Here is a 26,878-nt window from a genome sequence, read left to right as displayed (position 1 = left end):
CGGCCCTGCGCAGACAAGCGCCGCTAGCGGGCGGCCACCAGCAGGCCTTGCGCCTCGTCCGGCGCGGTTGCGCCGCGGGTCCGCCGCGATTCTGCGGCGCGCCGCCGCACACGCACGATGCCCGGATCCTTGCCCAGGAATGCCAGCACGTTCTGCATCACGCGCTCGCGCTCGTGATCCACGCAGATCATGTGGTAACTGTCCTGCAGCAACACCACCGACGCGCCGGGAATCCGCGCGCCCAGCAGGCGCGCCGAGCGCGGGCTGGTCAGCTCGTCCTCGACCGCGTGCATCACCAGCGTCGGGCAGCGCATCTGCTCCAGCCCGCGCTTGACCATGCCGCGCAACCGGTCGACCTGGCGCACGCAGGCCAGCGGCACCCATTGGTAATGGAAGCCGTCGCCCCGCGCAAAGCCGGCCTTGATGAAGGCCCGCACCAGTTCGCTCTTGACGCCGTAGGGGTCTTCTTCCTCGACCCGGATGCGGCGCGGCACCCCCGGCACGTGGTAAAGCAGGTAGCGCAGGCCGCGATACCACGGTGTGCTCCAGCCATCCAGGAACACGGGCGCGGACAGCGACACCAGCGCGCCCCGGGTATGCGATTCGCGTTTGCACAGCTCCACGGCCAGCAGCGCGCCCAGGCACATGCCGATGACGTGCACGACTTCGTACTGCTCGCACAACTCGCGGTAGCGGCGCGTCACCACGTCCATCCAGTCCTCGACCCGCACGTCCAGCAGGTCCTCGGGCCGGCCGGCGTGGCCGGGCAACGTCACGCCATGGGTTTCCACTCCCGCGCGCGCCAGCACCTTGTGCAGCGAGCCCATGTCGAATTCGGTGCCGCCCAGGCCATGGATCAGCAGCGCTCCGGTGCGAGGCGTCGTCACGGCGCGCTCCCGGCCACGGCGTCGAGCTGCCAGGCGTTGCGCGTGGCGGCCAGCAGGCGCGCCAGGACGTGGGCGAAGGCGATAACCGGGGCCGGCGCCGCGGCGCCGCCGGCGCTCCCGGCCGGCGGGAAAGCGAAGATTGGTTGGCAAGTCATGGAACACCCTTGATGCATGGAGGGCGGGACGAGAAGACCTGTCCTACCCTGGCGCCATGGTAGGCAAGGGGCGCGCGGGAAGATCCGCAAATCTGTCGGGAAAAAGTGAAGATGCGTAAAGGCTGGACGGCCACCGCGTCCGGGCGTGGCCGGGGCAACCGGCTCGGCGGCCGGACGCGGCCGGCGGGAAATGCCGGCGGCCTATTCCCGGCCGGCCAGGTAGCGCGTGGGCGTCATGCCAAAAGCGCTGCGGAAACTGCCGATGAAGGCGCTGGTGCTTTCGTAGCCCACCGACAGCGCCGCCTCGGTCACCGACCCGCCGCGGCAGAGCATTTCCAGCGCGCGCAACAGCCGCGCCTGCTGGCGCCATTGGCCCAGCGTGACGCCGGTCTCCTGGCGGAAACGGCGCATCAGGGTGCGCGACGACATGTTCAACCGTTGCGCCCATTCGTCGATGCCGGAGGTGTCGTCGGGCGTGCCCAGCAGGGAATTGGCCAGGTCCTGCAGGCGCGGATCATGCGGCATCGGCAGCAACACCGGCGCGTGCTCGCGTTGCGTGATCTCGGCCAGCAGCACGTCGAACAGCTGTTCCAGGTAGACGTCGGACAGCTCGCCCGACTGGCTGGTGGTGAAGCGCTCGATCAACGCGTCGATCAGTCGCGACGACGGCCAGGAGCGGCAATGATCCGGCAGCCGGGCGCAGGCATCGGCCCGCACGTACAGGAACGAACCGCGCGCCTCGCCGAACCAGCGCGCGGCATGCTGCACCCCGGGTGGAATCCAGCCCAGGCTGCCGGGCAGCACCGTCCAGACCTGGGTGCCGGCCTGCACCAGCACCAGACCCGCATGCACGAGCACCAGCATGCCCTCGTTGTGGGAATGGTCGGGCACGGAGATGCCCTTGGACGCCCGGGGGTGCTGGATGCTGAATGGCGTCAACAAGACATCGGGGATGGCGTGGTGGACCACGACCAGGTCGGACATGGTTGGCAGATTTGAGCTACAGGTTGACGGGTTCCCGTTAGCGGGACTTTTTGAAAATGTACATCATTCTCATCATTCGGGCAGCAGCCCCGGAATGGAGAATCATCATGGACCATACCCGCCTGCGCGTGGCCGGCATCAAAGCCACCTTCCCGCGCCTGAAGATCCTGGACATCTTCCACCAGCACGCGGACCAGCACCTGAGCGCGGCGGACATCTACCGCAGCCTCATCTCGGAACACAGCAGCATCGGCCTGGCCACGGTTTATCGCGTCATCACGCAACTCGAGGACGCCGGACTGCTCAAACGTACTCAGCTCGACTCGCACTCCACCGTGTACGAACTGAACGACAAGGGACACCACGACCACCTGGTCTGCCGCCATTGCGGCCGGATCCAGGAGTCCAGCGACAGCGCAATGACGCAACTGGTGCGCAAGATCGCCAGGCAAAGCGGCTTCGCGCTGGACTCCTACAGCCTGGTGCTTTACGGCGGCTGCGGCTGCCACAAGGGCGGTCCCGCCCTTTCTATCGGAGAATTCGAATGAACCGCGACCAGTTTTTCTTCCACGACCTATCCCAGTTCCCCATCGTCACCGCCAAGCACGGCAGCGCCCCGGCGGGCTATTCCGCCAGCTGGATCCGCGAGATGGAGATGCTGGTGAACAACCCGCAGACCTTCGTCATGGTGGTGCCCGACATGCGCAACGAAGCCAGCCACGACGATCGCAAGGCCATGATCGAATGGCAGACCAGCAACATGTCGCGGCTGAAGGCGCGCTGCCGCGCCTTCATCGCCGTCGAACGCGACGCCGGCGCGCTGGACAAGATCCGCAAACGCGGCGAGAAAATGGCGCGCGCCTTCGGCATGCCGTTCCTGGCCGTGGCGACGGCCCACGAGGCGGTGCAATGCGCCCGTGAACTGCTGGGCCAGGCCGGCCCCGGCGGCTTCGTGCTGGACTGATCCGCCCTCCGCCACGGTCCACTTTGCAGGCGCGCCCTCCGGCGCGCTTTTTTTCGTCTTCCGCCCGCGCCCGGCCGCAACTCCAGCCACAGCGTCTTATTGCCGAAATTAGAATGCAATATTGATAAATTTGCGATTGTGGCAAAAGGTGTTGCTGGAATAAATTCCACCTCTGGCCCAATCGCCTGTCCCGCAGGCCCCGGGACTGGCATCCCCGCGCACCGGGCTCCCCGGACGGCGCACCCGTCCCGCCGGCCGCGCAACCCGCCATCGCTTCCGTGGTCCGACGCCGTTGGCCGCGGCGTTCACAAGACGCCACGGCGCGCGGCCGCCCCCGACGGGTATCGGTACGCTTTGCTTACCGGTATGTCAGGGGCCACCGTCTCGCGCGCTGCTTTTACGGTTGCCAGCCGCCCGGACTCGACACTGCGATTTACGGCACTCATATCAATGAAGCGATTCCAATTCGACAGCACCGCGCTTCGTTACTTTCTCGCCGTCGTCGACACAGGATCCGTCAATGGCGCCGCCGCGCGGCTCAATGTCGTCAGTTCGGCGGTCAGCCGCCAGATCGCCGGCCTGGAACAACGCCTGCACAACCAGTTGTTCGAACGCCATCCCAAGGGCATGCGGGTGACCGAAGCCGGCCGCATCCTGGCGGATCATGCGCGCCGGGTGGAAGCCGACGCCGCCCGCACCTATGCGGAGATCGACGGCCAGAACGGCCGCTATACCCAGACCGTGAAAGTCGCCGGCGCTCCCGGCTTTGCCACCTATGCGCTGCCACGCAAATTCGCCGCTTTCCAGGCCGAGCACCCCTCGGTCCGCTTCAACCTGCATATCCTGGACGCCGGCCAGGTCTCCGAGAGCGTCCGCTCGGCACAGGCCGACATTGGCGTCACCTATAGCCACATCGCGGAAAAGGACATTGCCGTCTTCTACGCGCATCCGGCGGAGATCGTCGCCGTGATGCGGCCCGACCACCCGCTGGCCGCCTGCGAATCCCTGCACCTCACCCAGCTGTCCGCGTATCCGCTGGCATTGCCCGACGGCGGCAGCGCCCTGCGCCAGATCCTGGACACGGCCTGCAGCCTGTACAACATCACGCTGTCGGCGGCATTCACCTCCAATCTGCCGGAAGCGGCCTATCACTATGTCCTGACGGGCGACGCGATCACCCTGTGCGCCCGCCTGACGGCCGCCGATCACCTGGCAAGCGGCCGGCTCATCTGCCGCCCGCTCAACGATGCCCTGCTCAACGCCGGCCAGCTGCAATTCCAGACGCATGCCTCGCGTCCCTTGTCCGATGCCGCGCACCGGTTCCTGCGCTTCATCCGCAACGACACGCACCGGTTTTTCTAGCCGGCCGGCTGGCATTGCCGAAACCAGAATGCCCCGATGAAAAATGATCAATTGTTAAATATGTAATTCAAATTTACAGTCAGTCCGGATTTTTCCGACACCGCGCTTTGACGGGTCAGCACCAAGACATACATAGGAGCCTGCGAGCATGCTGAAGAACCTGAAGATACGCACCGGCCTGCTGGCCGTCCTGGCCATCTTCGTCCTGGCGCTGGCGGTCGCCACCGGCATGGGCTGGCTGTATGCGCTCGACGCCGACACGGCGGTGGACGACCTGAACTCGGTCGCCACCGAACAGACCCGCCCGCTCTATGACACCCAGACGTTGCTGCTGCGCAGCCGGCTGACGCTGGTGGCCGCCTACCTGGACATCGTGTCCGGCAAGGGCAGCCAGGCGCAAGGCAGCATCGACCAGGCCACGCAGTACCTGCGCGAGGCGCGCAAGCGCTTCGCCGTCTACCAGCAGGTGCCCAAGAACACCGAGGCCGGCGCCAGGCTTGCCAGCGAACTGGACAGCGTCTTCAACGGCTACGTGCGCAGCATCGAAACCCTGGAGCAGGCGCTGCAGAAGCAGTCGGCGGAAGGCTACGCGGCCGCGGTCGCCGACACGCGCGGCGCCGACGCCCGCTTCGTCGAGCGGGTCAATGGCTTCCTGGAGCACACCGAACGCCGCAGTGCCGCCATCAACACGGCTTCCGACCAGCGTTACGACCGGGCGGAACTGTCCACCATCATCATGCTGGCCCTGGCCGCCGTCCTGGCGCTGGGCTGCTGGCGCTTCATCAGCCGCCAGGTGCTGCAACCGCTGAAAGACGCCGCCCTGCATTTCGATCGCATCGCGTCGGGCGACCTGACCCAGCGCGTCGCGGTGAACTCGGACAACGAAATCGGCGTCCTGTTCACGGCGCTCAAGCGCATGCAGGAGAGCCTGACCCGTACTGTCGCCGAGGTGCGCCGCAGCGTCACCGAAATCAATACCGGCGCCGCCGAGATCGCCTCGGGCAACACCAATCTGTCGTCCCGCACCGAGGAACAGGCCGCCTCGCTGGAGGAAACCGCCGCCTCCATGGAAGAGCTTGCCACCGCGGTCAAGCAGAACACCGAGCATGCGCACCAGGCCAACGGTCTCGCGGCCGAAAGCCGCGGGGTCGCGCTGCGCGGCGGAGTAGCGGTCGGCCAGGTGGTGGAAACCATGGCCCGGATCTCGGAAAGCTCGCGCCGCATCGCCGAGATCGTCTCGGTGATCGACGGCATCGCCTTCCAGACCAATATCCTGGCCTTGAACGCCGCGGTCGAGGCGGCCCGCGCCGGCGAGCAGGGCAAGGGTTTCGCCGTGGTCGCCGGCGAAGTGCGCACGCTGGCCCAGCGCAGCGCCCAGGCCGCCCGGGAAGTGAAAGACCTGATCGAGCAATCCTCCAGCAATGTCGACAACGGCGCGCAGCAAGTGCGCGTGGCGGGCGACACCATGCAGGAAATCGTCGCCTCGGTGCAGCGCGTCACCCACATCATGGCGGAGATCACCGAAGCCTCGACCGAACAGTCCCTCGGCATCGACCAGATCAACCGCGCCGTCACCCAGATGGACGACGTCACCCAGCAGAATGCGGCGCTGGTCGAGGAAGCCGCGGCCGCGGCCGCATCGCTGGAAGAGCAGGCCAAGCGCCTGGCGGCCACTGCGGCGTTCTTCAAGCTGCCGGCCGAGACCGTCATCGACGTGACGCCGCAGGCCATCGCCGCGCCGCTGCGCGCGGCCTACGTCGCCTGAAACACGCCTGGGGAGACGGCGATTTAAGACTTCGCCGAATCGGCCGTTGTCCTGTAGGTCAGGCCCGCCGCAGCCCTTGCCGCGGCGGGCCTCCACCCGACCACGAGCCCCGACGCATGAACCGCGCCCTCGCCTGCCATTTCTGCCTATCGACGCTGGCCCAAGGCGCGCCGCTGCTGGAAAGAAATGGCTCGTCCATCTGCAAATCCTGTGTCGACGCCTTCTCCGCCGAATTCGCCGAGCGGGCCTGGGCCATGGCGTCGTCGCTGGACGAGCAGCTCGACGTACTGCTGATCGAAAGCAAACGGGCGCTGGAACAAAGCGCCACCCTGGCCGAACGCGCGCGCGGCTGCGGCCTGAGCCTGGCCGACCTGTCGGCCATGCCGCCCCGCACCCTGTCCTGATCCTTGGGGCCCGCCGACGATTGCGGGCGATCGCTTGACCTCAACCGCGGTTGAGGTTCGATACTCCGGCTTCGCCAATACGGTTGTTCCCGGAGTCCCGCATGTCGTCCCGCATCACCCCCGCCTTGTCCTCGCTCGCCTTCATCAACCCACCGGGCCTGTACGACCCCCGCCCCAATGGCTACTCGCATGTGGCCGTGGCCGACACGCCCGCCCGGCTGGTGTTCGCGGCCGGCCAGGGTGGCGAAAACAGCCGGGGCGAACTATCCCCTGACTTCCTCGTCCAGGTGCGCCAGGCGCTGGACAACGTGCAGACCGCCCTGCACGCGGCCGGCGCCACCCTGTTCGATGTGGCCAAGCTGACGGTGCTGGTGGTCGACCACACCCAGGAACGCCTGGCGCTGTTCTCCAACGAGATCAAGTCGCGCTGGGGCATCCACCTGGCGCCCGCCTGCACCCTGATCCCGGTGCCGCGGCTGGCGCTCGACGGCATGCTGGTCGAGATCGAGGCGACGGCGCTGCTGCCGCTCTGATCCCTCTGCCTCAGAACGTGTATTTGGCGGTCAGCAGGAACGACCGCGGCGCGCCGAAATGGTTGTTGTCCTGGGTGCTGCCGATCGCCTGGTAGTAGTACTTGTCGAAGATGTTGTACACGTTCAGGCGCAGATCCAGGTTGCGGCTCGCCTGGTACGACACGACCGTATCGACAATGCCATAGCCCGCCTGCCGAACGTTGTAGCGCGGCAGGCTGATCGGACTTTGCAGGCGGACCGCGCCGCCCACGCGCCATGCGTTCAGCGCGCCGGGCAGCGTGACCATGGTGGACAGCTTGAACAGGTGGCGCGGCGTCTGCGTGTCATAGCGCGTGCCGGCCGGACCGTTCTCCGAATCCTTGAGGTACGTGGACTGGTTGTAGGTGTAGCCGGCCATGACCTGCCAACCCGGCGTCAAGGTGCCGGCCAGTTCCAGCTCCACCCCCCGGCTCCGCACCTCGCCCGCTTGCGAATAGCACGACTGGGTCGGATTCGCGCAGGTGGACTGCAACTGCGTGATCGGCAGGTTGCGCTGGTTGATCTGGAAAATCGCGGCGCTGGCATTGAGCCTGCCATCGAAGTACTCACCCTTGACCCCGGCCTCCAGATTGGTGCCCGTCACCGGATCCAGCAACGCGCCCGTCGCCGTCTGGTAGTTCTGTGGTTGGAAAATCGAGGTCCAGCTGGCATACACCGAGTGGTGGGCGTCCAGGTCGTAGACCAGCCCGGCGTAGGGCGTGATCTCATTGCTCACCTTGTAGCCGGCCGGATCGACGTAGTCGCCGGACTTCAGCGTCATGCGGTATTCATACGAATCGACCCGCGCCCCCAGCATCAGCGTCAGGGGATCGGCCAGGCTGAGCCGGGTGGTGGCGTACGCGCTGGACAAGCGCTGGTGGCCCTTGCGCGACCACGGGTAGGTGAACGCGGGCTTGGGCACCGCGCTGGAATCCCAGTTCATGGGATCGACGATCACGTTGTAATCCGTGGGCCAGCCGCCCGGGCCGTCATCGTCCTTGTTGCGGCGAAAGCTGCCGCCCAGCACCAGTTCGTGGGTGCGGCCCAGCAGCTGGAACGGACCGCTCAGGTAGCCGTCGATGCTGTGCTGCGTCTTGTCGTAGGCGTATTGGCCCGCGCCCTGGCCGAAGTCCTCGGAATCCTCCAGGGGATAGAGATATGTGCCCAGCATGTCCAGCTTCGAGCGCAGCACGCGGGCCGTCACCCGGCCTTTCCAGCCGTTCGCGAAACCGTGGTCCAGCTCGGCGAACAGGCTGGAGTTCTCCTTGTTCCAGTAGGCCCAGTCGGGGGTCAGGCGGGTCGACCGATTGAAGTCATAGAACGAGCCATCACGCCGCGTCGGCAGGCCGTTCCAGTCGGCGCCCGGGTTGTCCTCGCGGTTGTAGTAGCCGCCCACGCTCAGCGTGGTGTTCGCGCCCAGGTCGGCCTCGATCGTGCCGTAGTACAGCTGCCGCTGATGCTCGTACGCCTTCTTGAAGGTGCGCGAATCCTGGTAGGCGACCACGCCACGCGCGCGCACGCTGCCGCTGGCGTTCAGGGGCCCCGACCCATCGACCTCGCCACGGTAGTTGTCCCAGCTGCCCGCGCTGGTCGTCACCGAGAATTGCGGCGTGGAGGTCGGCCGCTTGCGCACCAGATTGATCGTGCCCGACGGATTGCCCACGCCGGTCATCAGCCCGGACGCGCCTCGCAGCACCTCCACGTGGTCATACATCGCCAGGGTGGCGACGCCCTGCGTGTCGTAGTCATAGGCCAGCGGCACGCCATCGGCCAGGAAGGAGCTGATCTCGAACCCGCGCGAGAAGAACTGGGTCCGCTCGCCGCCGCCGATCTGGCGCGTGGTCAGGCCCGTGGTATCGCGCGCCACCTCATCCAATGACTGGAAGCCCCGGTCATCCATCTGCTGCCGCGTCACCACGCTGATCGACTGCGGCGTCTCGCGCTGGGACAACTGGAACTTGGTCGCGGTGCTCATCGAACCGATCGTGTACGCGCCCGAGCCCTCGGTGACCGGCCCCAGCGTGGCGCCTTCGACATTCACCGGCGCCAGCGTGGCAACGCCTGCCGCGCTCCGCCGCAGCGTCAGGGTGCCATCCGCCGCCGTGGACAGCTCCAGGCCCGAGTCGGCCAGCGCGCGCCCGGCGGCCTGCCGCAGCGTCAGGTCGCCAGCGACCGCTGGCGCCATCTTGCCGGCCACCAGTTCGGGCGAATACGAGATCACCGCGCCCGCGGTCCGCGCGATCTGGGTCAGCGCGACGTCGAGCGGGCCGGCCGCGATGCGATACGACCGGACCTCCTGGGCGACTTGCGCCTGGACCGGGACGGCGCTGGCGAAGGCGAGCGCGGCCAGCGCGCGGGAAGCCGGGGACCTGAAGCAGAACATGGAGCACTCCGTGATTGCGTGAAGACGCGTTCCATGTATGTGCAATGGCATCGCCAAAAAAACACCTGGCGCGGAAAATTTTCTGTGGCGCGGCAAGCGCGCCTCAGGCCTGCCGCGCAGCGACGTCGATCATCACCAGCCAGGCGCCGAAGCGGCGCAGGGTGATCGGCTGCGTGTGGCGCAGGGCCTCGAGGGCGCGTTCGGTATCGTCCAGCGGGAACAGGCCGGACACCCGCAGGCGGCTGGCGGCGGCGGACACCCGGATCCAGCCGGGGCGATAGCGCGCCAGCGCATCGACCACCCGTTGCAGCGGCTCGTCGTGGACCTCGATCCGCCCTTCCTGCCAGGCGGCCGCATGGGTCTGCGCCGCCTGGGCCGGGTCGATCCTGTGCGCGTCGAACCACGCGCCCTCCCCCTCGGCCAGCAGGCGCTGCTGGCCGCCCACGCTGACGATCCCGGCCTGTCCGGTCAGCGCCACGCACTGGCTGCGGTCCTCGGCGCATTGCACCAGGACGCTGCCGCTACGTGGCAGCACCGCGCCTTGCGCGGTCTCGATGCGCAGCGGTGACGCCCCGCCAACCGCGCCGGCGCCGTCGGCCAACTTCAAGACAATGGCGCCCGCCTCCAGTCGCACCCGCCGCCGCCCGCCCGAAAAATCGACGCTGGCCGCGCTGCGCGCGTCCAGTTCCATAATGGCGCCATCGGGCAAGGCCACGGTGCGGCGCTGTCCGGTGGCGGTCAGGTAGTCCGCCGCCACGTGGGTCAGCGGCAGGAACCGGTCCAGGCAGACGGCGCCGCCGACCAGTCCGCCAGCGGTCAGGAGCAGCTTGTTCAGCCGACGCCGCTGGGCCTCCTGCGGCCGCAGCAAGGAGCGCCGCAACGCGCCGGAAGCGCTCAATAGACGGGGATCGATGGCGTGCAGCGCACTGCCAAGCGCGGCCTCCAGGTGCTGCCAGGCCGCCTGGTGCAAAGGGCTGGCGGCGAACCAGGCCTCGAATGCGCGCTGGTCGGCCTCCGTGGCCGCGCCCCCGGACAGACAGAGCCGCCAGGCAATGGCGGCTTCGCGCGCCGCGGCGGCGGAAGTGGCGCTCATGCGTCGAACACCGCGCAGCAGCGCTGCAAGGCCTGGGCGATGTACTTGCGCACCATCGTGGGAGACACATCCAGGCGGCCGGCGATATCGACGTGCGTCATGCCGTCGAGCTGGCTGTAGAGAAACGCCATGCGGGCCTTGGAGGACAAGCCATCGAGCACGGCGTCCAGGGCCTGCAATGCCTGCAAGGTCTGGTAGCGGCTCTCCGCCGAGGGTTCCACCAGTTCGGGCTGGATGCGCAGCATGTCGAGCCAGGCCCGCTCCAGTTCACGCCTGCGCCAGAGCCGCCAGGTGATGCGCCGCGCGATCGTGACCAGCATCGCGCGCGGCTCGTGCAACTGGTGCAGCGCCGGCGCCTGCAGCAGCTGGGTGAAGGTCTCGCTGGCGACGTCCTGCGCATCTTCCCGGTTGCGCAGGCCATCGCGCAAGCGCCGCTCGAGCCACGGATGATCGTCTTTGTAGATGCTGGCGAAGCGGGCGTTTCTGGCCAGATGGGAGTCCACGGCGCGCAAAATAGAGAAATAGGAATCGTTATTAATTATGACACGATTCCCCCGCCGGGATGCGATGCTGGCCCTGCCAGAAGAAAACCGCGGCAAGGCCTGCGTCGCAAAAAAAAACGCCGCTATGAAAGCGGCGTCTTTTCGATGCGGCGGCGCCAGAGGCAATCTGGCCGCCAGGAACAAAGACCTGAACAACCTCGCAGGCACTTGGCTCCAACAAATTTGGGTGGTGGGCTGAGCGAGACTCGAACTCGCGACCAACGGATTAAAAGTCCGCTGCTCTACCGACTGAGCTATCAGCCCGACCGAAGCCAGAAATTATGGCTGATTTCGCAGACCTTGTCAAAAAATGGAGACGAGGCGCCTCAATGACGCAACATCCGTTCGCGCCCCGCCCAACGCCCCAGTGCACACGCCCCCGCGGTCGCCCCGGCGGGACCATGAAAAATGGCCGTCCCGCGCGCGCCAACGAAAAACGGCCGCTTGCGCGGCCGTTCTGCATCGGAGAGGCGATCCTGGCTTACCAGGCGGCGACCACCGCGCCCTTGAACTTGGTCTCGATGAACTGCTTCACGGCCGGGCTGTGGTAGATGCTCACCAGCTTGGCGAACTCGGGACGGTCCTTGTCCTTTTCACGCACCACCAGCACGTTGGCGTACGGCGAGTTGGGCGATTCCTGGGCGATGGCGTCGGTGGCCGGGTTCAGGCCCGCTTCCAACGCGAAGTTGGTATTCACGGCGGAGGCGTCGGTGTCGTCCAGCGAACGCGGCAGCTGGGCGGCGTCCAGTTCGATGAAGCGCAGCTTCTTCGGGTTCTCGATGACGTCGATCGGGGTGGCCTTCAGGCCCGCTTCCGGACGCAGCTTGATCAGGCCATTGGCCTGCAGCAGCAACAGGGCGCGGCCGCCGTTGGTCGGGTCGTTCGGCAGCGCGATGCGGGCGCCGTCCTTCAGCTCGGCCAGCGACTTGATCTTCTTGCTGTAGATGCCGATCGGGAAGATCACGGTCTTGGCGATGCTGACCAGCTTGTAGCCGCGGTCGGCGTTGGCGTTGTCCAGGTACGGCTGGTGCTGGTAGCTGTTCAGATCCAGGTCGCCCGAGGCCAGCGCGACGTTCGGCTGCACGTAGTCGGTGAACTCGATCACCTGGATGTTCAGGCCCTGCTTGGCGGCTTCCTGCTTGACCACGTCGAAGATCTGGGCGTGCGGGCCGGCCGTGACGCCGACCTTCAGCGGCTTGTCCTGGGCCAGCGCGGGCTGGGCGAATACGGCGGCGCCGAGGGCGAACGCGGCCAGCGACTTCAAAACCTTGATGCTCATGTTGCGAATATCCCGAATGTCGGAAGGAGGAGAAGAATGTTCGGTGTGCTCAACGGTGCGAGATGCGGCGCACGTAGCGGTCGCCCAGGCTCTGGATCAGCTGCACCAGCACGATCAGCACGATGACCACGGCGGCCATCACGTCGGACTGGAAGCGTTGGTAGCCGTAGCGGATCGCCAGGTCGCCCAGGCCGCCGCCGCCGATGGCGCCGGCCATGGCCGAATAACCGATCAGGCTGACCACGGTGACGATGGTGGCGGCGATCAGGCCGGGCAGCGCCTCGGGCAACAGCACCTTCATGATGATCTGCATCGGCGAGGCGCCCATGGCGCGCGCGGCGGTGATCAGGCCCGGATCGACTTCGCGCATGGCGTTTTCGGCGATGCGCGCCATGAACGGGATCGCGGCCACCGACAGCGGCACGATGGCGGCGGTGGTGCCGATCGAGGTCTGCGCCACCAGGCGCGTGAACGGGATGATGGCGACCATCAGGATCACGAACGGCACCGAGCGGGTGGCGTTGATGACGGCGCCCAGCGCGTGGTTGACGGCCTGGTTCTCCAGCATGTTGCCGCGCGCGGTGACGGTCAGGATCACGCCCAGCGGAATGCCGACCAGCACCGCGATGGCGCTGGCCACGCCCACCATCAGCAGGGTGTCAAGCAGCGACGTAATAAGCAGGTCGATCAGTTGCGGACTCATGGGCAATTTCTTCAACGGTGATGTCACGGGCGGTCAACGCGGCGATGGCGTCCCTGACCGCGGCGGGCGTGCCTTGGGCCAGCACGAACATCGTGCCGACGGCCACGCCCTGGATGTCTTCGACGCGCGCCTGCACCAGGCCCACGTCCAGCGAATACTGCGTCGACAGGTCGGACAGGAACGAGCCCGACGCGTCGGTGCCGGTCAGCGACAGGCGCAGCAGGCGCACGGCCTGGCCCGGCTTGGCGGCGGCCAGCGTCTCGATGCGCTGCTTGACGGCGGCCAGCGTGGCGTCGGTCAGGTCCGACGCGGTCGCGGCCGACACCATGGCGCGGGTCACTTCGTGGCGCGGCTGCGCGAACACTTCGCGCGTGCTGCCCATCTCGACCACTTCGCCCTGCGACAGCACGGCCACGCGGTCGCAGACCTCGCGCACCACTTCCATCTGGTGCGTGATCATGACCACGGTGACACCGGTCTTGCGATTGATGTCGCGCAGCAGCGCCAGGATGTTGTGCGTGGTCTCGGGGTCGAGCGCGGAGGTGGCTTCGTCGCTGAGCAGCACGTCCGGATTGTTGGCCAGGGCGCGCGCGATGCCGACACGCTGCTTCTGGCCGCCGCTGATCTGGCTGGGATAACGGTCGCGCAGGTGCTCCAGGCCCACCAGCGCCAAGAGGCGCTCGACGCGGGCCGGGATCTCGCTCTTGGCGACGCCGGCGATTTCCAGCGGCAACGCCACGTTGCCATACACCGTGCGGCGCGACAGCAGGTTGAAGCCCTGGAACACCATGCCGATGCGGCGGCGCTGGGCGCGCAACTGCGCCTCGCTCAGCCCGGTCAGGGCCTGGCCGCCGATGGCGATGGAACCTTCGTTCGGGCGCTCCAGCAGGTTGATGCACTGGACCAGCGTGCTTTTACCGGCCCCGCTGGGGCCGATGATGCCGAAGACCTCGCCCTGCTGGATATGCAGGTTGATGCCACGCAGCGCCTGGAACTGGCCGTGCGGCGTGGCGTAGGTCTTGGATAGGTTCTCGATCTGAATCATGGCAAGCGATTTTGTATCTTTTCTCTTCTAAAGAGAACGACCGTTTTTTCCATTTTTAATAACTGACAGTAATATAAAAGATGTCCGCGCAAAGACGTAAAGGGCAGTCGGGAAGGAAAGCCTTCCTGACTGCCCTTTTTTTATCGGCGGCCGGCGCGCCGGCCTCGCCTGGCTTCAGCGAGCGCGCGAGATGCGGACTTCCGCGCCGCGGCGCTTGACCTCCAGCCCCTCGGACGGCGAAATGCGCAGGCCTTCCAGCCCCTTGATGTAGCTGGAGCCCTGCATCTGCATGACGCGGATCTTGTTGCGCATGACCACCGGGTTGTGCACCGGCATGCCGAACATCCAGACTTCGTCCAGGATGCGGGCCGAATTGAATTCGCCGGTATGCTGCGCAGCCGGGCCGAGACAGAGCATGTGCCCTTCGCGCCCGAACACCGGGTATTGTCCCGGCTCGCAGTCGATGGTCCAGGTGGTGCCGCCTTCGTAGCGATGGCCGGTGTTCAGGTCCCACCACGCTTCGCCCTTGGGCAGATACACCCGCACCTGCTTGCCCGGCGCGGTGATCGGCGCCACCAGCAAGGCCGGCCCCAGCAGGTATTGCAGGTCCCATTCGTGGGCATGCGGATCATTCGGGAACGACAGCGCCATGGAACGCTGCACCGGCAGGCCGGTGCGCGCGGCATCCTCGATGGCGCCCAGCACGTAGGGCACCAGGCGGTAACGCCACTGCATCCAGGTCTTGACGTGGGCCAGGGTCTCGTCACCGAAGTCCCACGGCAGCAGGCCGGCCACGCCCTGGAACGAGAAATTCGCCGAGAACACGCCGGCGGTCAGCCAGCGCAGGTACAACTCGGGCGTCATGTCGGCGGTGCCGCGCCCGCCCGTGCCGATGCCGTGCACCTGGACCGGCAGGCCCGAGGCGCCGATCGACAGCGCGGTACGCAGGGTGTGGCGCAGGCCTTCCCAGGTGTTGTCGACCTGCGGCCCCACCTGCCACGGCAGGCGCTGCGCGGCCGGGAACAGGTCGGTGCTGGGCACCACGCCTTCGGGCGGCACCTTCAGGCCGGCGACGGCGTCGAACAGCGCGCGGCGCACCAGCAGCGGATACATGCTGCGCAGCGCCGGGCCGGTCTCGCCATTGCGGGCGGATACGCCGTCGGGGATGGCGATCTGGGCGTCGCAGGCCGGCGCGTCCAGGCCGTCCTCGACCAGTTGGCGATGGCGCTCGACCCACAGGTTGTAGATGTCGCGATAGGTCAGGTCCAGCAGGCCATAGGGCTGGCCCGAGGTGGCGGCATTGCCGTCGAACACCTGTGCCGAACCGTCTTCGCGCGTCAGCAGCCAGCCACGGTCCTCGAGTTCCTCGAACAGCGGACTGGTCTTGATGACACCCGGGAAACCCGAGGCCGCCACGTGCACGTTGTGCTTGTGGAACAGCGCCAGCATCTGCTTGGCGTCGGGGAAGCGCTGGGCGTCCCATTCGAACACGGTCTTGTCGGCCTGGAAGCCCCAGGCCGCCGGCTGCGCCAGCGTCACGGCGTCGACCGGGATCTGGTTCTCGCGCATGCGGCCCAGCAGCGCCACGGTCTGCGTCGGCATTTCGCCGCTGGCCTGCTGCAGCCAGGCGCCCATGGCCCACAGCACCGGCTGGCCGGCGCGGCCGGTCAGCGCGGTGTACTGGTTCAGGATTTCGGCGGGTTCGCCGGCGAACAGGAACACGTCCAGCACCACGTCGTCGACACTGACGACATAGGCAGAATCGGCCGGCGCCACGCCGACCGAGTGTTCGACCCGGCGCATCGTGTTGACGTACAGGCCCCAGCCGCGCGGACTCCATGCCAGCGGCAGGGCGCGATGCTCGGGGTCGTCGGACACGACGGATTCTTCGCGGCGATTCAGGTCGCCCGGGGTTTCGCCCAGGCCGTAGACGCGTTCGTCCGGCAGCAGGGTGAAACCGGCGGTCCAGGCTGCGGCGTCGGCCTGGTCCAGCGCGTTGTGCCCGAATGCGGGCGTATGCGCGGAAACCTCGGACTCGAACACCCGCTCTTCGTTGCGGTAGAGCGCGAAGCGGACGGGATTGGATTGGATTTCCAGGGCCACGTCGCCCTGGGTGATGCGCCAACCGTCGCCGCCGTCGCGCGGGGCGATGGCGGCCTCGCCCACCGCCTCCTGGCGCGCGAGCAACATCTCGGCCACGGCGCGCGCGCGCGCGCCGGGTTTGTCATCGGTAAGGTGGTTCGCCTCGCCGCAGCGCAGGCGGAACACACCAGGCGCATGCGCCTCGACTACCAGGTGCAACCCATCGCCCGCGTCGAAATCGATGCGACTGGGGCGGGACGTCAGCAGCTCGATGTTGTCGAGCTGGGTAGTATGGGCAAAGTCGAACTTGGGCGGCACAGAGCATCCCCCGGCTTAAGCCAAAAACCATCAAAAGACGCTATTTTGACGGATTTGAGCTTTGAAATAAACTCGGTCCCTCTTTTGGACGGCGATATCATCCAAAAAAGGGGTCACAAAGCCCCGGCGGGCCGGCATCCAGAGCGTTGCCGACGCGCCGCCGAAACGCCTGGTTTGTCCGCAACGCGAACCCATTTGGCGCCAAATCCTGGCATTTGCCACAATTCTACGCTAGCGGACGCAGCGCCCCGCGCCAGCCCGAAGTTTTTTTCAGCGGGGCGCGATCAGGCCAGCCAGATCCGTTTCAAGAGGTGACGGCTCGCCGCAGAGGCGGGCCGCGATCAGGTCGCCCATCAGCGCCGACCACGACAGGCCGCGCGAGGCATAGCCGACGGCCAGCCACAGGCCTGGCGCATGCGGCAATTCGCCCACCGCCGGCAGGCGCCCCGGCAACACCGCGCGCCACCCCGCCCAGCCCGGCAGGCTGCCCGGCGCCAGGGCATGGAAGGCGGCAAAACCTTCGCCGAGCAGGCCGGCCGCCTTATCCAAGGTAACGCGCTGGCCCTCGGCACCGATGCGCACCTCGCTGGCGCCATGCACGTAGGTGCTGCCCGCCACGCAGCCGCGACCGGTGTCCGGCAGCAGATAGCCTTCGCCTCCCACCACGCAACGCGGGCCGCCGCCCAGCGCGGCCGCCGGCACCAGCGTGACTTCACCCGCCAGCGCATGCATCTGCGCCACCCGCGGCAAGGGCGCCAGCAGATTGCTGGCGGCCAGCACCTGTTGCGCGCCAAAAGCGTTGGCGAGGATCACATGATCGGCCCGCGCCAGCGTCGCCCCCGCCGCATCCAGCGCGCGCCAGCCGTCGGCGCCGCGCTCCACCCGGGCCACACTGCCCGGCACCGCCCGCACGCCCGGCGTTGCCAGCAAGGCCGGAATCAATTCGCTGGGCTGCACCAACATGCCCTGCCCAAAAAACACGCCGCCGCGCGCCAACGGCAGGCCCGCCAGCGCGCTGGCTTCGTCGCGGCTCACCGCGCGCGCCCAGTCGGCGGGGAAGGCCAGGGTTGCCAAGGTGTCCGCCAATGCCGCCGCGCGGCCCGCATCACGCTCGAGCTGGACCGTGCCGCAGACCCGCGGCGCCGCGCCACCCGGCAGGCCGGCCCAACGCGCCAGGGCGCGGCCGCTGCCGGCGCGCGACAATCGCGCGCGGGCATTGTCGTCACGCGCCAGCACCGGCGTCAGCGCCGCCGCCACATGGCCGGCATGGGCCGGCACGCCCCGCGCCAGGCCGGCGTCCAGCACGGTCACGCCCCAGCCGCGCAGGGCCAGCGCTTGCGCGATGCCCGCGCCGGCCAATCCGCCGCCCACCACCAGCGCATGCCGGGCGTTTTCGCCGACCGCGGCCGGCGCGGCGTCCGCGCCCGCAGTCGCCGTGCCCGCCGTCATGTGCCATTTGCCGCCGTAGCCCGGCGCGCGCCGCACCGCGAAACCCGCCTCCTGCAAGGCCCGCCGCAGCTCTCCAGTGCAGGCCCAGGTGGCGACCGTGGCGTCCGGCGCAGCCAGCCGCGCCAGGTCTTTGAGCAAGGGCGCTTCCCACATGCGCGGGTTGCGCTCGGGCGCAAAGCCGTCCAGGAAATACGCGTCCACGCGCGCCGACAGGCGCGGTGCCAGCGCCTGCGCGTCGCCGAACCCGAGCGTCAGCGTCACCGCGCCCCCCTCGAACTCGAGCCGGTGCAGCCCGGGCAGCAAGGGCGGCCATTGCGCCGCCAACTGCGCCGCCAGCGGCGCCAGGGCCTCGGGCGCATGCCGCGCCAGCAGCGCCGCCAGGTCTTCACGACCGAAAGGATGCGCCTCCAGCGATACGACGTGCAGGCGACGCGCGCGTTGCGGGTCGTCGCGCCACGCGCGCCACAGCGCCAGGAAGTTCAGGCCCAGGCCAAAGCCGGTTTCGCACACCGTGAACGCATCGCGCCCGCGCCATCGCTCCGGCAGGCCGTTACCGCGCAGGAATACATGCTCGGCCTGCCCCAGGGCGCCGGAAGGCGAATGGTAGACATCGCCATACGCGGGACTGTAGAGCCGGCCCTGCTCGTCGAATCCGGCAACGGCGGGGGTCAGGGGCACATAGGACGAAGACATGGGACGGCGGCTCAAGTAAAAATCGGGAATATCGGCAAGGCGGGATTATCGGACGTGGCCGCGTGCGTTGGATGCGCACCACGCGCGGCGCGGCTTTTGCCCCGCCGCAACGGTCCTGACGCATACCTGGGCTTACACTGGTTTCATGGAAACCTACGACACGCCCCGCTCGCTGACCTCGCCCATCGACCTGTGCGCGGCACTGGACGCCGCGGTCACAGCGGCCCATGCCGGCGCGGCCATCCTGCAATCCTACGCGCATCACCGCGCCGACCTCGTGATCGATCGCAAGGCGCGCAACGATCTCGTCTCGCAAGCCGATCGCGAGGCCGAGGCGGCCATCATCGACGAACTGCGGGCCCGCACGCCCCGGTTCGGCATCGTCGCCGAGGAAACCGGCGGCCAGGCGCAGGGCGCCGCCACCTGGTACATCGACCCGCTCGACGGCACCACCAACTTCCTGCACGACATTCCCCACTACGCGGTCTCGATTGCCCTGATCGCGCACGCCGGCACCGCCATCTCGGCCAATGAACGCCTGGCGCAGGACATGCCGGTGGCCGGCGTGGTCTACGATCCCAGCCGCGAGGAACTCTTCACCGCGGTATATGGCCTGGGCGCCTGGCTCAATGGCCGCCGCATCAGCTGCTCGCGCACCCGCACGATCGAAGACTCGGTGCTCGCCACGGGCTTCCCTTTCCGCGATTTCTCCTTCGCCAGCCAGTACATGCCCATGCTGCACGACGCCATCAACCGCGCCCGCGGCGTGCGGCGCATGGGCGCGGCGGCGCTCGACCTGGCCTGGACCGCCTGCGGCCGCTACGACGGCTATTGGGAAATGGGCCTGGCGCCGTGGGACGTGGCCGCCGGCACCCTGATCGTGCGCGAGGCGGGCGGCGCCTGCAGCGATATGCACCAGCGGGATTCCTGGCCCATTGGCGGCCGCGTCGTGGCCGGCAACCCCGACATCGAACGCGCCCTGCACGCGATGATCGCCCCGCACCTGGACCAGCCGGACTGACGCCCGGCAGCCCACAGGGTCAAGCCGCCTGGCCCTGTCCGGCAGCGGCTTCGGCATCCGGACGCAACTCGCGCCGCAGGATCTTGCCGACATTGCTCTTGGGCAGCTCGTCGCGGAACTCCACGAAGCGCGGCCGCTTGTAGCCGGTCAGCTTGTCCTTGCACCACTGCTGCACCTGGGCCTCGGTCAGCGCGGGATCCTTCTTCACCACGAACACCTTGACCGCCTCGCCCGAGTGCTCGTCCGGCACGCCGATGGCCGCGCATTCGAGCACGCCCGGCATCTGCGACACCGCCGCCTCCACCTCGTTCGGATAGACCTTGAAGCCGGACACGGTGATCATGTCCTTCTTGCGGTCGACGATGCGCGTGTAGCCCTTGTCGTCCATGATGCCGATATCGCCGGTGCGGAAATAGCCGTCCGCCGTCATGACATGACGGGTCTCTTCGGGCTTCTGCCAGTAGCCGGCCATGACCTGCGGCCCGCGGATGCAGACTTCGCCGCGCTCGCCCAGCGGCACCTCGTTGCCCGCATCGTCCAGGATGGCGACATAGGTGGACGGCAGCGGCAGGCCGATGGAACCGGAATACGCCGTGGCATCGCAGGGATTGACCGTGGCCACCGGCGAGGTTTCCGACAGGCCATAGCCTTCGATCAGGGGCCGCCCGGTGATCTTCAGCCAGCGTTCGGCCACCGCCTGCTGCACCGCCATGCCGCCCCCCAGCGCCAGCCGCAATCCCGAAAAATCCAGCCTGGCGAAATCCTCGTTGTGCACCAGCGCGTTGAACAGCGTATTGACGCCGGGGAACACGTTGATGGGCGTCTTGCGCCAGGCGTTGATCAGCGACGGCTGGTCGCGCGGATTGATGATGAGCACGTTGCGCATGCCCGCGTACATGCCATACAGGCCGCAGACCGTCATGGCGAACACGTGGTAAAGCGGCAGCGCGCTCAGCACGGTGATCTGCCGATCCGCCATGTCGCGCAGCGCCGGCGCCGCCACCGCCTCCATCTGCTTCACGTTGGCGGTCAGGTTGCGATGCGTCAGCATGGCGCCCTTGGGCACCCCGGTGGTGCCGCCGGTATATTGCAACACCGCCAGGTCGTCCATCGAGATGGTCGGCGCGGTGAACGGCAGGCCGGCTCCCTTGGCCAGCACCTTCGGCAGCGTCAGCGCGCCATCGATCCGCCAGGGCGGCACCATCTTCTTGATGTAGCGCGCCGCCAGGTTCACCAGCGGCGCCTTCAGCCCGCCCAGCAGATCGCCCGGTCCGGTCACCACGATGTGCCTGAGCTGGCCGCGGTCGGCCACGCTCTGCAGCGTGTGGGCGAAATTCTCGAGAATGACGATGACCGCCGCGCCGCTGTCGAGCAACTGCCGCTGCAATTCGTCGGCCGTGTACAGCGGGTTGACGTTGACCACCGCATGACCGGTGCGCAAGGTGCCCAGCAGGGCCACCAGGTAGGCCGGCACGTTGGGCATCATCAGCGCGACCCGCGACCCCTTCGGCAGCCCCAGGCCCTGCAACCAGCCTGCGAATCCGCGGGCATGCGCATCCAGCTGCGCATAGGTGATGTCGCTGCCCATGGCGGTGCAGGCGACGCGTCCCGCGTACTGCTTGCAGGCCCGGTCCAGCAGGTCGGTCAGCGATGCATAGCCGTCGATGGAGATGTCGGCGGGAACCCCTTGCGGGTAATGGGCAAGCCACGGGCGAGTCATGGTGTTTGTCTCCATTAAATTGGTTTTTGAATGATGATAACCTTGTTGCGTTCCCAAATTCCGCCTGGTTCTTCCCATGAAACTGCTCGATCCCATCGTTGCCTGGCGCGACGATATCTCCCAGATCCGGCGCGACATCCACGCGCATCCCGAATTGGCGTTCGAGGAATTCCGCACCGCCGACGTGGTGGCGGCCAAGCTCGAGGAATGGGGCATTGAAATCCATCGCGGCCTCGGCGGCACCGGCGTGGTCGGCATCATCCGCGGCGACCGTCCCGGCGAGCGCGCCGTCGGCCTGCGCGCCGACATGGACGCCCTGCCCATGCAGGAAGCCAACACCTTCGCCCACGCCAGCAAGCACGCCGGCAAGATGCACGCCTGCGGCCACGACGGCCACACCGCCATGCTGCTGGCCGCCGCCCGCTACCTGTCGCAGCACCGCGACTTCGCCGGCACGGTCTACGTCATCTTCCAACCCGCCGAGGAAGGCGGCGGCGGCGCCAAGCGCATGATCGACGACGGCCTGTTCACGCGTTTCCCCATGGAAGCGGTGTTCGGCATGCACAACTGGCCCGGCATGGCGCCCGGCCAGTTCGGCGTGACCGCCGGTCCCATCATGGCTTCCAGCAACGAGTTCTCCATCGTCATCAAGGGCAAGGGCACCCACGCCGGCATGCCCAACCTGGGCATCGACCCGGTCATGGCGGCGGTGCAGCTGGCGCAATCGCTGCAGACCATCATCACGCGCAATCGCAACCCGCTCGACGCGGCGGTGCTGAGCATCACGCAGATCCACGCCGGCAGCGCCGACAACGTGGTGCCCAACCACGCCGAACTGCGCGGCACGGTGCGCACCTTCACGCTGGAGGTGCTGGACCTGATCGAACGCCGTATGGAAGAGATCGCGCGCCACACCTGCGCGGCGATGGATTGCGAAGTGGAATTCACCTTCCAGCGCAACTACCCGCCCACCATCAACCATCCGGAAGAAGCGGCTTTCTGTGCCGAAGTCATGCGCGACATCGTCGGCGACGACAAGGTCAACGACCACGTGCAGCCGACCATGGGCGCCGAGGACTTCGCCTTCATGCTGCAGGAATTGCCGGGCTGCTACGTCTGGATCGGCAACGGCGTTGGCGATCACCGCGCCGCCGGCCATGGCCTGGGCCCGTGCATGCTGCACAACGGCAGCTATGACTTCAACGACGAACTGCTGCCGCTGGGCGGCACCTACTGGGTACAGCTGGCGCTCAAGCGCCTGGCCAAGGCCTGACGCGGCGCCGGGAAAGGCGCCTGCCTCACGAAGAAGGCAACGGCTTCCCCGCGCTAGATGACTCCCTGCCCCGCCCGCACTGCCTGGCACATCGCCAGGAAGCGCTGGGCGGCGCGCGCGGCCGCGTCGGCATGCGGCACCAGGATGCTCAAGGTGCGCGTCAAGGGTCGCGGCAACAGCCGCAGCGCCGCCAGCGCGCCATCCTCGTGCCGCATCGACATGGCCGACACGAACCCCACGCCGAGGCCGGCGCGCACGGCCTGCTTCACGCCTTCCACCCCGGCCAGCTCCAAGCCGACCGAGGGCGCCAGGCCGGCATCGGTGAAGGCGCGCTCGACCAGCCGCCGCACGCCCGAACCGGGTTCGCGCATCACCAGCGGCGAAGCCGCCAGATCCCGCAGCGTGACCGCGCCCTTGCCCGCCAGGGCATGGTCGGCGCGCACGATGGCCACCACCTCGTCCTGCCGCCAGGCATGCACGGCGGTGTCGGCCGGCAGGCCCGCGGGCACGTCGCCTTCGATGAAGGCCAGGTCCAGCGCCGGCAGGCGTTCGACGATTTCCCGGGTATTGCCATCGGACAGGTGCAGGCTGACGGCCGGAAAGGCATGGCGGAAATCGGCCACCAGGCCTGGCAGCAGGTAGCTGGCCGGCGTGGTACTGGCCCCCAACCGCAGCACGCCCGTTTCCAGGCCGCGCCACGATTCGCGCACGGCCTGCGCCTGGCGGTACACCTGGCGCAGTTGGCGCGCCTGCTCGGCCAGGCGCTCGCCCGCCTCGGTCAAGGCGATGCCGTGGCCGCTGCGGCGATACAGCGGCTCGCCGAACCATTCCTGCAAGGCCCGCAACTGGCCCGAAACCGCCGGCTGCGACAGATGGAGCTGCTGGGCGGCGCGGCTGATATTGCCGGCGTCGGCCACGGTGGCGAAGGTCAGCAATTGATCGGGAGTCATGAGTTCGCCGCGAGCCGGCGGCCATAGCGGCACTGATATCAGAATTCCTGATATTTCATATCAAAAATGAAAATTTTCCAAATAACAGCGCCGAAATTAATATTTCGCCTAGTTATTTAGATATGCAGAAAGGCCCGCCATGAGCACCGCCACCACGACCGCCCCGTCATCCGCCGCCGCGCCTGCCGCAACTGCCGGCGCGCCGGCCGCCACCGCCACGCCCTGGCGCGACAAGCTCAACGGCGTCCTGTTCGTCGGTCTCATGTCGGCCGCGGTCATGCAGCTGGCGGACTTCCCCGCCATCCGCCAACTGGGCTTTTCGCCGCTGGTGGTCGGCATCGTATGCGGCATGCTCTACGGCAACTTCCTGCGCGGCACCATGCCGGCCGACTGGGGCGTGGGCGTCAACTTCACCGCACGCCGCCTGCTGCGCATCGCGGTGGCCTTCTATGGCCTGAACATCAGCATCCAGCAGATTGCCGCCGTCGGCCTGCCCGGCCTGGCGGTGTCGGTGGCGGTGGTGGTGGGCACGCTGCTGCTGGGCACCTGGGTCGGCCAGCGCATGCTGGGGCTGGACCGCGACACCGCCATGCTGACCGCCGCCGGCAGCGCCATCTGCGGCGCGGCGGCCGTGCTGGCCTTCGAGCCGACCCTGCGCGCGCAGCCGCACAAGAGCGCCGTGGCGGTGGCCACCGTGGTGCTGTTCGGCACGCTTTCGATGTTCCTGTATCCGGTGCTGTACCACGCCGGCTGGCTGCCTTTCGACACCCAGGCGCTGGGCATCTACATCGGCGGCACCATCCACGAAGTGGCGCAGGTGGTCGGCGCGGCCAGCAACATCGACCCCGCCACCACGGAAGTGGCCACCATCGTCAAGATGACCCGCGTCGCCCTGCTGGTGCCGGTGCTGCTGATCCTCGGCCTGTACCTGCGCAGCGCCGCCAGCCACGCCGGCGGCAACGCCAAGGGCGCCAAGCTGCCGATCCCCTGGTTCGCGGTCGGCTTCCTGGTCCTGGCCATCGTCAACTCGCTCAACATCATCCCGGCCGACGTCGTCGCCGCCATCCGCCGCCTGGACGTCTTCGCCCTGACCATGGCCATGACGGCGCTGGGCATCGAGACCCGCTTCGCCAACATCCGCAAGGCCGGTCCGCGCGTGATGGCGCTGGGCCTGATCCTGTACGCCTGGCTGCTGGTCGGCGGCTACGGCATCGTCAAGCTTGCGTCCTGATCCGCGCCGGCTTCGATAAAGCGCCTCGGCGGGGCGCCGGCCCGCGCCGGCGCCCCGTTTTTCCTGCATAATCGGCTGGTTGCCTTGCATTGGAGCCGGCCGCATGACCTCCAGCACCAAAACTCCCTTCACGACCTTGCCCGCCAATCGCGACGCCGTATTGCGCGTCATGCCGATGCCGGCGGATGCCAACATCCACGGGGACGTTTTCGGCGGCTGGATCATGTCCCAGGTCGACATCGCCGGGTCCATTCCCGCCGCCCGCCGCGCGGCCGGCCGCGTGGCCACCGTCGCCGTCAACGCCTTCCAGTTCAAGCAACCCGTGTTCGTGGGCGACCTGCTCAGTTTCTACGCGTCCATCGTAAAGACCGGCAAGACCTCCATCACCGTGTCGGTCGAGGTCTACGCGGAACGCCAGCGCCTGGACGCCGAAGTCGTCAAGGTCACCGAGGCCACGCTGACCTACGTCGCCACCGACGAAGCGCGGCGCAGCCGCCCTCTTCCCATTCTTTGAGTCGTAACGCATGACGCAGTCCGCCGCCGCGCAGAAACCACCCGCGACGCCCCGCCGCCTCGACCCGGAAGACGCGCAGCACGCCCTGGCCGAAGTCCAGGAACGCCTGCGCCGCCAGCAACTGGTCGCCGACCTGGTGCATCGCCAGGAAGAAGGCGACGCCAAGGCCAACCTGGTCGAAGACCTGGTGCACCGCCAGCACGAGGCGGAACTCAAGACCCTGCTGGACGGCCTGCATCCCGCGGATATCGCGTTCATCCTGGAATCGCTGCCCAAGGACGAACGCCAGTCCATCTGGAAGCTGGTCAGCCCCGAGCACGACGCCGACGTGCTGCTCGAGGTCGAGGACTGGGTCCGCGAATCGCTGATCGAAGCGATGGACCGCCAGGACCTGGTGGCCGCCACCGGCAACATGGATGCCGACGAGCTGGCCGACCTGGCGCCCGACCTGCCGCCGGACGTGGTGGCCGAGGTGCAGAAGGGCCTGACCGAGGAAGAACGGGCCCAGTTGCTGGAAGCCATGGGCTATCCGGAAGACAGCGTCGGCGCCATCATGGACTTCGAAATGGTCCGGGTGCGCGAGGATGTCACGCTCGAAGTGGTGCTGCGCTACCTGCGCCGCCTGCACGAACTGCCCGACCACACCGACCAGATCTTCGTGGTCGACCGCCAGGACAAGCTGCAGGGCATCCTGCCGCTGTCGCGCCTGCTGGTCAGCGAACCCGAGACCGAAGTGCGCGCGGTCATGAACTCGGACTTCCTGACACTCAATCCGCTCGATTCCGACGCCGACGCCGCCGGCGCATTCGAGCGCTACGATCTGGTTTCGGCCCCCGTGATGGACGACCAGGGCCGCCTGATCGGCCGCGTCACCATCGCCGACGTGGTCGACGTGATGCGCGAAGACTCCCAGGAACAGGCGCTGTCGCGCGCCGGCCTGCAGGAAGAGGACATCTTCGCGCCGGTCAGCACGGCGCTGCGCAACCGCGCGCCCTGGCTGCTGTTCAACCTCTGTACCGCCGCCACGGCCTCGTTCGTGGCCTCGCAATTCGAGGGCACGGTCAGCCAGATCGTGATCCTGGCTTTCCTGATGTCCATCGTCGCCGGCATCGGCGGCAATTCGGGCAACCAGACCATGACGCTGATCATCCGCGCCCTGGCCATGGGCCGCATCACCGGCCGCAACCTGTGGCAGTTGGTCAAGCGCGAACTGTTCGTGACCCTGATGGTGGGCCTGTGCGGCAGCCTGGTGGCGGCCTTGTTCGCCTGGGCGATCTCGCACTCGATCTCGATCGCGCTGGTGATGATGGCCGCCATGGTCTGCAACATGCTGGTGGGCGCCTCGGTCGGCGTGCTGGTGCCGATGGTGCGGGCCCGCTTCGGCAAGGATCCCGCCATGGGTTCGTCGGTGCTGTTGACCTTCGCCACGGACTCGCTGGGCTTTTTCATCTTCCTGGGACTGGCCACCATTTTCCTGCTGTAGCGCGTCCACAACGGACCTGCACGTGAT

25 protein-coding genes and 1 tRNA gene are annotated in these 26,878 nt (G+C 67.6%); 12 read left to right on the top strand and 14 right to left on the bottom strand.

Going from position 1 to position 26,878, the window contains the following annotated elements:
- Window positions 1-23: 23 nt before the first annotated feature.
- The 3 genes from ACVN9Z_RS11545 to ACVN9Z_RS11535 form a co-directional block, all read right to left on the bottom strand.
- Window positions 24-887, bottom strand: coding sequence for an alpha/beta hydrolase (locus ACVN9Z_RS11545; protein ID WP_006388824.1), 864 nt, complete (start codon window positions 885-887; stop codon window positions 24-26).
- Window positions 884-1,042 carry a hypothetical protein gene (locus tag ACVN9Z_RS11540; protein WP_020925112.1) on the bottom strand — a complete coding sequence of 53 codons (159 nt, stop codon included), beginning with the start codon at window positions 1,040-1,042 and terminating at the stop codon, window positions 884-886. Before ACVN9Z_RS11540 ends, ACVN9Z_RS11545 begins: the two co-directional genes overlap by 4 nt.
- A gap of 201 nt (window positions 1,043-1,243) precedes the next feature.
- Entirely contained in the window at window positions 1,244-2,026 is a 783-nt protein-coding gene (locus ACVN9Z_RS11535; RefSeq protein WP_024067766.1) for a helix-turn-helix transcriptional regulator, read from the bottom strand.
- Window positions 2,027-2,133: 107 nt separating this feature from the next.
- On the opposite strand from ACVN9Z_RS11535, the gene ACVN9Z_RS11530 reads away from it, so the two are divergent.
- From ACVN9Z_RS11530 to ACVN9Z_RS11505, 6 genes are all read left to right on the top strand, one after another.
- Window positions 2,134-2,574, top strand: a complete 441-nt coding sequence (locus tag ACVN9Z_RS11530) for a Fur family transcriptional regulator (RefSeq protein WP_006388822.1) — start codon at window positions 2,134-2,136, stop codon at window positions 2,572-2,574.
- A complete protein-coding gene (locus ACVN9Z_RS11525) occupies window positions 2,571-2,990 on the top strand; it encodes a hypothetical protein (RefSeq protein ID WP_006388821.1) in 420 nt (139 codons plus the stop codon). The genes ACVN9Z_RS11530 and ACVN9Z_RS11525 overlap by 4 nt, the downstream gene beginning before the upstream one ends.
- A 450-nt stretch (window positions 2,991-3,440) precedes the next feature.
- A complete protein-coding gene (locus tag ACVN9Z_RS11520) occupies window positions 3,441-4,352 on the top strand; it encodes a LysR family transcriptional regulator (protein WP_006388820.1) in 912 nt (303 codons plus the stop codon).
- A 148-nt stretch (window positions 4,353-4,500) separates the two neighbouring features.
- Window positions 4,501-6,117, top strand: coding sequence for a methyl-accepting chemotaxis protein (locus tag ACVN9Z_RS11515; RefSeq protein WP_006388819.1), 1,617 nt, complete (start codon window positions 4,501-4,503; stop codon window positions 6,115-6,117).
- Between the two features lie 116 nt (window positions 6,118-6,233).
- On the top strand, window positions 6,234-6,521 hold the full coding sequence (locus tag ACVN9Z_RS11510) for a hypothetical protein (protein WP_006388818.1): 288 nt from the start codon (window positions 6,234-6,236) through the stop codon (window positions 6,519-6,521).
- A 101-nt stretch (window positions 6,522-6,622) separates the two neighbouring features.
- The gene (locus tag ACVN9Z_RS11505; RefSeq protein ID WP_006388817.1) at window positions 6,623-7,054 is read left to right on the top strand and encodes a RidA family protein; all 432 of its coding nucleotides are present in this window, start codon (window positions 6,623-6,625) and stop codon (window positions 7,052-7,054) included.
- A 10-nt stretch (window positions 7,055-7,064) separates the two neighbouring features.
- On the opposite strand, the gene ACVN9Z_RS11500 is transcribed toward ACVN9Z_RS11505, so the two are convergent.
- From ACVN9Z_RS11500 to ACVN9Z_RS11490, 3 genes are all read right to left on the bottom strand, one after another.
- Window positions 7,065-9,455: a TonB-dependent siderophore receptor gene (locus tag ACVN9Z_RS11500; RefSeq protein WP_458213394.1), complete on the bottom strand. Its 2,391-nt coding sequence runs from the start codon at window positions 9,453-9,455 to the stop codon at window positions 7,065-7,067.
- A gap of 103 nt (window positions 9,456-9,558) precedes the next feature.
- Window positions 9,559-10,548: a FecR family protein gene (locus tag ACVN9Z_RS11495; protein WP_368931077.1), complete on the bottom strand. Its 990-nt coding sequence runs from the start codon at window positions 10,546-10,548 to the stop codon at window positions 9,559-9,561.
- Window positions 10,545-11,051, bottom strand: coding sequence for a sigma-70 family RNA polymerase sigma factor (locus tag ACVN9Z_RS11490; RefSeq protein ID WP_006388814.1), 507 nt, complete (start codon window positions 11,049-11,051; stop codon window positions 10,545-10,547). Before ACVN9Z_RS11490 ends, ACVN9Z_RS11495 begins: the two co-directional genes overlap by 4 nt.
- A 37-nt stretch (window positions 11,052-11,088) precedes the next feature.
- Between ACVN9Z_RS11490 and ACVN9Z_RS11485 the strand changes: the two genes are divergently transcribed.
- The gene (locus ACVN9Z_RS11485) at window positions 11,089-11,289 is read left to right on the top strand and encodes a hypothetical protein (protein ID WP_165596450.1); all 201 of its coding nucleotides are present in this window, start codon (window positions 11,089-11,091) and stop codon (window positions 11,287-11,289) included.
- Here ACVN9Z_RS11485 and ACVN9Z_RS11480 read toward each other — a convergent pair.
- The 6 genes from ACVN9Z_RS11480 to mnmD all read right to left on the bottom strand — a co-directional run bounded on the left by ACVN9Z_RS11480 (window position 11,279) and on the right by mnmD (window position 18,659).
- Window positions 11,279-11,354, bottom strand: a tRNA-Lys gene (locus ACVN9Z_RS11480). The two genes, ACVN9Z_RS11485 and ACVN9Z_RS11480, sit on opposite strands and share 11 nt — an antisense overlap.
- Before the next feature lie 217 nt (window positions 11,355-11,571).
- Complete coding sequence (locus ACVN9Z_RS11475) at window positions 11,572-12,369, bottom strand: MetQ/NlpA family ABC transporter substrate-binding protein (protein WP_054473202.1); 798 nt, start codon at window positions 12,367-12,369, stop codon at window positions 11,572-11,574.
- A gap of 49 nt (window positions 12,370-12,418) precedes the next feature.
- Window positions 12,419-13,072 (bottom strand): methionine ABC transporter permease, encoded by a 654-nt coding sequence (locus tag ACVN9Z_RS11470; RefSeq protein WP_006388812.1) that lies wholly within the window; start codon window positions 13,070-13,072, stop codon window positions 12,419-12,421.
- Window positions 13,029-14,117 carry a methionine ABC transporter ATP-binding protein gene (locus ACVN9Z_RS11465; protein WP_006388811.1) on the bottom strand — a complete coding sequence of 363 codons (1,089 nt, stop codon included), beginning with the start codon at window positions 14,115-14,117 and terminating at the stop codon, window positions 13,029-13,031. The genes ACVN9Z_RS11470 and ACVN9Z_RS11465 overlap by 44 nt, the downstream gene beginning before the upstream one ends.
- 174 nt (window positions 14,118-14,291) lie before the next feature.
- Window positions 14,292-16,517 carry a glycoside hydrolase family 31 protein gene (locus ACVN9Z_RS11460; protein ID WP_024067760.1) on the bottom strand — a complete coding sequence of 742 codons (2,226 nt, stop codon included), beginning with the start codon at window positions 16,515-16,517 and terminating at the stop codon, window positions 14,292-14,294.
- Between the two features lie 270 nt (window positions 16,518-16,787).
- Window positions 16,788-18,659, bottom strand: a complete 1,872-nt coding sequence (mnmD, locus tag ACVN9Z_RS11455; protein WP_458213393.1) for a tRNA (5-methylaminomethyl-2-thiouridine)(34)-methyltransferase MnmD — start codon at window positions 18,657-18,659, stop codon at window positions 16,788-16,790.
- 145 nt (window positions 18,660-18,804) lie between these two features.
- Here mnmD and ACVN9Z_RS11450 point away from each other — a divergent pair, with 145 nt between their 5' ends.
- Entirely contained in the window at window positions 18,805-19,680 is an 876-nt protein-coding gene (locus ACVN9Z_RS11450; protein WP_006388807.1) for an inositol monophosphatase family protein, read from the top strand.
- Between the two features lie 19 nt (window positions 19,681-19,699).
- Here the strand turns inward: ACVN9Z_RS11450 and ACVN9Z_RS11445 are convergent, their stop codons facing one another.
- Window positions 19,700-21,400: an AMP-binding protein gene (locus tag ACVN9Z_RS11445; protein WP_006388806.1), complete on the bottom strand. Its 1,701-nt coding sequence runs from the start codon at window positions 21,398-21,400 to the stop codon at window positions 19,700-19,702.
- Between the two features lie 76 nt (window positions 21,401-21,476).
- Between ACVN9Z_RS11445 and ACVN9Z_RS11440 the strand changes: the two genes are divergently transcribed.
- Complete coding sequence (locus tag ACVN9Z_RS11440) at window positions 21,477-22,673, top strand: M20 aminoacylase family protein (RefSeq protein WP_047992640.1); 1,197 nt, start codon at window positions 21,477-21,479, stop codon at window positions 22,671-22,673.
- A gap of 53 nt (window positions 22,674-22,726) precedes the next feature.
- On the opposite strand, the gene ACVN9Z_RS11435 is transcribed toward ACVN9Z_RS11440, so the two are convergent.
- Window positions 22,727-23,623, bottom strand: a complete 897-nt coding sequence (locus tag ACVN9Z_RS11435) for a LysR family transcriptional regulator (protein WP_006388804.1) — start codon at window positions 23,621-23,623, stop codon at window positions 22,727-22,729.
- 139 nt (window positions 23,624-23,762) lie between these two features.
- Between ACVN9Z_RS11435 and ACVN9Z_RS11430 the strand changes: the two genes are divergently transcribed.
- The 3 genes from ACVN9Z_RS11430 (at window position 23,763) to mgtE (ending at window position 26,851) form a co-directional block, all read left to right on the top strand.
- Window positions 23,763-24,854, top strand: a complete 1,092-nt coding sequence (locus ACVN9Z_RS11430; protein WP_070780800.1) for a YeiH family protein — start codon at window positions 23,763-23,765, stop codon at window positions 24,852-24,854.
- Window positions 24,855-24,957: 103 nt separating this feature from the next.
- Entirely contained in the window at window positions 24,958-25,368 is a 411-nt protein-coding gene (locus ACVN9Z_RS11425; protein ID WP_006388802.1) for an acyl-CoA thioesterase, read from the top strand.
- A gap of 10 nt (window positions 25,369-25,378) precedes the next feature.
- Window positions 25,379-26,851 carry a magnesium transporter gene (mgtE, locus tag ACVN9Z_RS11420; RefSeq protein ID WP_006388801.1) on the top strand — a complete coding sequence of 491 codons (1,473 nt, stop codon included), beginning with the start codon at window positions 25,379-25,381 and terminating at the stop codon, window positions 26,849-26,851.
- The last annotated feature ends 27 nt before the right edge of the window (window positions 26,852-26,878 follow it).

This window comes from Achromobacter sp. KK8, from assembly GCF_054188005.1.
The sequence above is the reverse complement of the archived record's forward strand: the minus strand, read 5'-3'. Positions and strand labels throughout refer to the sequence as shown.